The organism is Streptomyces sp. NPDC058401, from assembly GCF_042722885.1.
GTDB lineage: Bacteria > Actinomycetota > Actinomycetes > Streptomycetales > Streptomycetaceae > Streptomyces.
In genome coordinates this window covers 1-4,002 of sequence record NZ_JBHXKA010000257.1, presented here as the reverse complement: position 1 = coordinate 4,002, position 4,002 = coordinate 1, and the positions used below count along the sequence as shown (strand labels likewise).

The window sequence follows — 4,002 nt, the reverse complement described above, 5'->3', positions numbered from 1 at the left end:
CGTGGGCAGGGTCTGTTGTTTATAAGAGACTGGGCACAACCCAGCCCCGCCGGCGTTTGAGGCGCCCGGGGACGGAGTCCCCGGCAACGGCGCCGCACCACTGCCGCCCAGGCACCCCCGCGCTCTCCCAACCCGCCCAGACCCCCTAGCATCTGACGCTCCGTCAGTTGTACCGTCAGAACATGCCTGGACCCGGACCCCTCTCCGCCCCCGCGACCACCCCCACCCCCGTCCCCGTCGGCCATCAGGCCCGGCCCCGCCGGGTGGCCATAGTCGGCGTCGCCCTCTCCGACTGCGGCCGGGTGGACGGCCCCACCCCGTACGCCCTGCACGCCCAGGCCGCCCGCCGGGCCCTCGCCGACTCCGGCCTGGACCGGTCGGTGATCGACGGCTTCGCCTCGGCCGGCCTCGGCATCCTGGCGCCCGTGGAGGTGGCCGAGTACCTGGGCCTGCGCCCCACCTGGGTCGACTCCACCTCGGTCGGCGGCTCCACCTGGGAGGTCATGGCCGCCCACGCCGCCGACGCCATCGCCGCCGGCCACGCCAACGCGGTGCTCCTCGTCTACGGATCCACCGCACGCGCCGACATCAAGGCCCGCCGCCGCACCTCGAACCTCTCTTTCGGGGCGCGGGGCCCGCTGCAGTTCGAAGTCCCGTACGGGCACACCCTCGTATCCAAGTACGCGATGGCCGCGCGCCGCCACATGCACGAGTACGGCACGACGCTGGAGCAGCTCGCCGAAGTCGCCGTCCAGGCCCGGGCGAACGCCGCCACGAACCCCGACGCGATGTTCCGCGACCCGATCACCGTCGACGACGTCCTGTCCTCCGGGATGATCGCCGACCCCTTCACGAAGCTGAACTGCTGCATCCGCTCGGACGGCGGCTGCGCGGTCCTGCTGGCCGCGGAGGACTACGTACCGGACACGGCCAAGGAGCCCGTCTGGATCCTCGGCTCCGGCACCGCCGTCTCCCACACCACGATGTCGGAGTGGGAGGACTTCACCGTCTCCCCCGCGGCGGTCTCGGGCCGCCAGGCCTTCGCCCGCGCCGGGCTCACCCCGGCGGACGTGGACCTGGCCGAAATCTACGATGCCTTCACCTACATGACGCTCGTCACCCTCGAAGACCTCGGCTTCTGCGCGAAGGGCGAGGGCGGGGCCTTCGTGGAGAAGGGCCGCCTCTTGCGGGACGGCGAACTCCCGGTCAATACGGACGGCGGCGGACTCTCCGCCTGCCACCCCGGCATGCGCGGCCTGTTCCTCCTGGTCGAGGCGGTACGCCAACTGCGCGGCGAGGCAGGAGCGGGCCAAGTACGCAAACCAGGCGGAAACCTCCCCCGAATCGCCCTCGCCTCGGGGACGGGCGGCTGGTTCTGCTCCTCGGGCACCATCATTCTCGGACGGGACTGATCTCCTTGTCGGTCGGGCTGCGTAAGCTCCCGGAGGGGCCGGCACCTCGGTGCTCACGGCCTCTTCGGGGAATCTCCAGCCATCACGGGAACTGACTTGATATCGAACCTTTTGCGGCGTTCTCGCGCCGCTCTGGCCATCACCGTCGCCACCGGCGCCCTGATCGCGGTCGGCTCGCCCGCGCAGGCCGTCACCGGCCCGCCGACCCTCGCCGCCTCGGCCTTCCTGATGGACGGCACCACGGGCGCCACGCTCGCCAACAAGGTCGGCGACACCAAGCTCGAGGGCGCCAGCACCACGAAGATCATGACGGCCTACGTCGTCCTGACCTCGCCGGGCATCGACCTCAACAAGAAGGTCACCGTCCAGCAGGAGTACCTGGACTACGTCGTCCGCGAGGGCGCGAGCACGGCCCACCTGAAGGCCGGCACCACCCCCACCGTCCGCCAGCTCCTCTACGGGATGATGCTCCCCTCGGGCTGCGACGCGGCCTACGCCCTCGCCGACACCTTCGGCTCGGGCTCGACCCGGTCGGCCCGCATCCTGGACTTCATCGCGAAGATGAACGCCAAGGCGAAGACCCTCGGCATGACGAACACGTACTACGACGCCTTCGACGGCATCTCGCAGCACGGCAACAACAAGATCACCGCGCGCGACCTGGCGAAGCTCACCCGGGCCGCGATGAAGGGCACGACCTTCAAGTCGATCGTCAAGACCTACTCGTACAGCAGCGGCGGCACGTCCACCAGCGCCACGTGGACGAACACCAACCTGATGATCACGCCCGGCCACGCCTACCAGACGCAGGGCGCCATCGGCGTCAAGACGGGCAGCGGCTCGAAGGCCGGCCAGTGCCTCGTCTTCTCCGTGACCCGCAACGGCAAGACCATCATCGGCGTCCTGCTGAACTCCACGGACCGCTACCCGGACGCCATCAAGCTCACCAACTGGGCCCTCGGCGCACCCACCGGCGCCCCGGCGCTCCAGCGCAGCACCACCGAGCCGATCCCGGACGTCCTCGACTGATCCAGCACCACCTGACGCCCTGAGCCCTTCCGGCACACCCGGACGGACTCCCACGGGGGCGCTCCGCCCGACCGAACAGGTCGGCCGGGGCGCCCCCGTGCCGTTCCCCCGGGCCTCGTACTAGTACTGCCAGCGGGCCTGCGAACCGTCCATCCGGCAGTAGATCATCCGCCGGTTCGCCGCGTGCGTGGAGCGGCCGAGGTCGGCCTTGCGGCAGAACTGACCGGCGTTGTAGCAGTTCCCGGCGTTGGACACGATCTCGCAGACCCCGCTCGGGGGCTCCTGCGGCGTCTTCGTGGCGACCGGGGGCTTCGCCGTGCTGCGGCTGGGGGTCGGGGCGGGCTTCGGGTCCGCGGGGGTCGGGGGCCGGGTCTGCGGGGGCGCCTTGGTCGGGGTGGGGGTGGGGGTGGGAGTGGGCGTCGGTGTCGGAGTCGGGGTCGGGCTCGGCGCTACGGACACGGCCGGGGGCGACGAGGTCGCCGGTACGGATATGGCAGCGCCGCCCGTTGCCGACGCGGGCCCGGACGGGACCCCGCCACCCCCCGGCGCGGGCCCACAGGCCACGGCGGCGCCGGCGACAACCACCGCCACCAGCACTCTTCGTATGACCCCGGCTCTGACTCCGGCTCTTATTCCGGCTCCGCTATTCATTCCTACGACTCCCCACCCTCACGGCTCACGTAAAGCACGTAAAACGCGCACATCGTAGTGACGGCCGAGCCGTGTGGTGTTCGATTGAGAAATGACGAGCGACTTGAGCGATTCGAGCGACTTCCACACCACCTTGCACTCCCTGCGCGTCTGGGACGGCCCGCTGCCCTCCTTCGACACGGCCACCGCGCCGGACGAGCCGCTGGAGCTGTTCCGGGAGTGGTTCACGCACGCCGCCAAGGCGGGGCAGCCCGAGCCGCACACGATGAGCCTGGCGACGGTGGACGCGGACGGACGCCCGGACGTACGCACGCTCATGCTGCACGACGCCGACGAACGCGGCCTGCACTTCGCCTCGCACTCCACCAGCACGAAGGGCCGCCAGCTGGCCGGGCAGCCGGCGGCGGCACTGGGCTTCTACTGGCCGGCCGTGGCCCGCCAGATCCGCATCCGCGGCCGGGTCACCGCGTGCGATGCGGCGGAGAGCCGCGCCGACCTGGCGGCGCGCACGCGCGGCGCGCTGGCGGCGGCGCTGACGGGACGCCAGAGCGAGGTACTGGACTCCCGGGAGGAACTGACCGCCGTCGCGGCGCAGTCCTGGGAACGGGCCGGCGCGGAGCCGGACGCCCCGGCGCCGACGTGGACCCGGTACGTCCTCGCCCCCACCGAGATCGAGTTCTTCCAGGGCGACGCATCCCGCCTCCACACCCGCCTGCACTACACCCGCACGCCCACCACCCCGTGGACCCGCCACCTCCTGTGGCCCTGACGCGCCCGTCTTGTGCGGCGCCGTTGCCGGGGACTCCGTCCCCGGTCGCCTCAAACGCCGGCGGGGCTGGGTTGTGCCGGTGCGGCGTTTGCTGCGTGGGGTGGGGCGGTGCCGGGGTCGGGGTGGGGTGTTGGCCTGGAC

At 71.5% G+C, this 4,002-nt stretch carries 4 protein-coding genes; 3 read left to right on the top strand and 1 reads right to left on the bottom strand.

Annotated features, from left to right (window positions below; all coding sequences use genetic code 11):
• The first annotated feature begins 182 nt into the window (after positions 1-182).
• Complete coding sequence (locus tag ACFWNV_RS39430; RefSeq protein WP_383957105.1) at positions 183-1,412, top strand: acetyl-CoA acetyltransferase; 1,230 nt, start codon at positions 183-185, stop codon at positions 1,410-1,412.
• A 111-nt stretch (positions 1,413-1,523) separates the two neighbouring features.
• A complete protein-coding gene (locus tag ACFWNV_RS39425) occupies positions 1,524-2,441 on the top strand; it encodes a D-alanyl-D-alanine carboxypeptidase family protein (RefSeq protein WP_383957102.1) in 918 nt (305 codons plus the stop codon).
• A gap of 120 nt (positions 2,442-2,561) precedes the next feature.
• On the opposite strand, the gene ACFWNV_RS39420 is transcribed toward ACFWNV_RS39425, so the two are convergent.
• Complete coding sequence (locus ACFWNV_RS39420) at positions 2,562-2,900, bottom strand: hypothetical protein (protein WP_383957100.1); 339 nt, start codon at positions 2,898-2,900, stop codon at positions 2,562-2,564.
• 283 nt (positions 2,901-3,183) lie between these two features.
• Here ACFWNV_RS39420 and ACFWNV_RS39415 point away from each other — a divergent pair, with 283 nt between their 5' ends.
• Complete coding sequence (locus ACFWNV_RS39415; protein WP_383957097.1) at positions 3,184-3,861, top strand: pyridoxal 5'-phosphate synthase; 678 nt, start codon at positions 3,184-3,186, stop codon at positions 3,859-3,861.
• Positions 3,862-4,002: the final 141 nt, after the last annotated feature.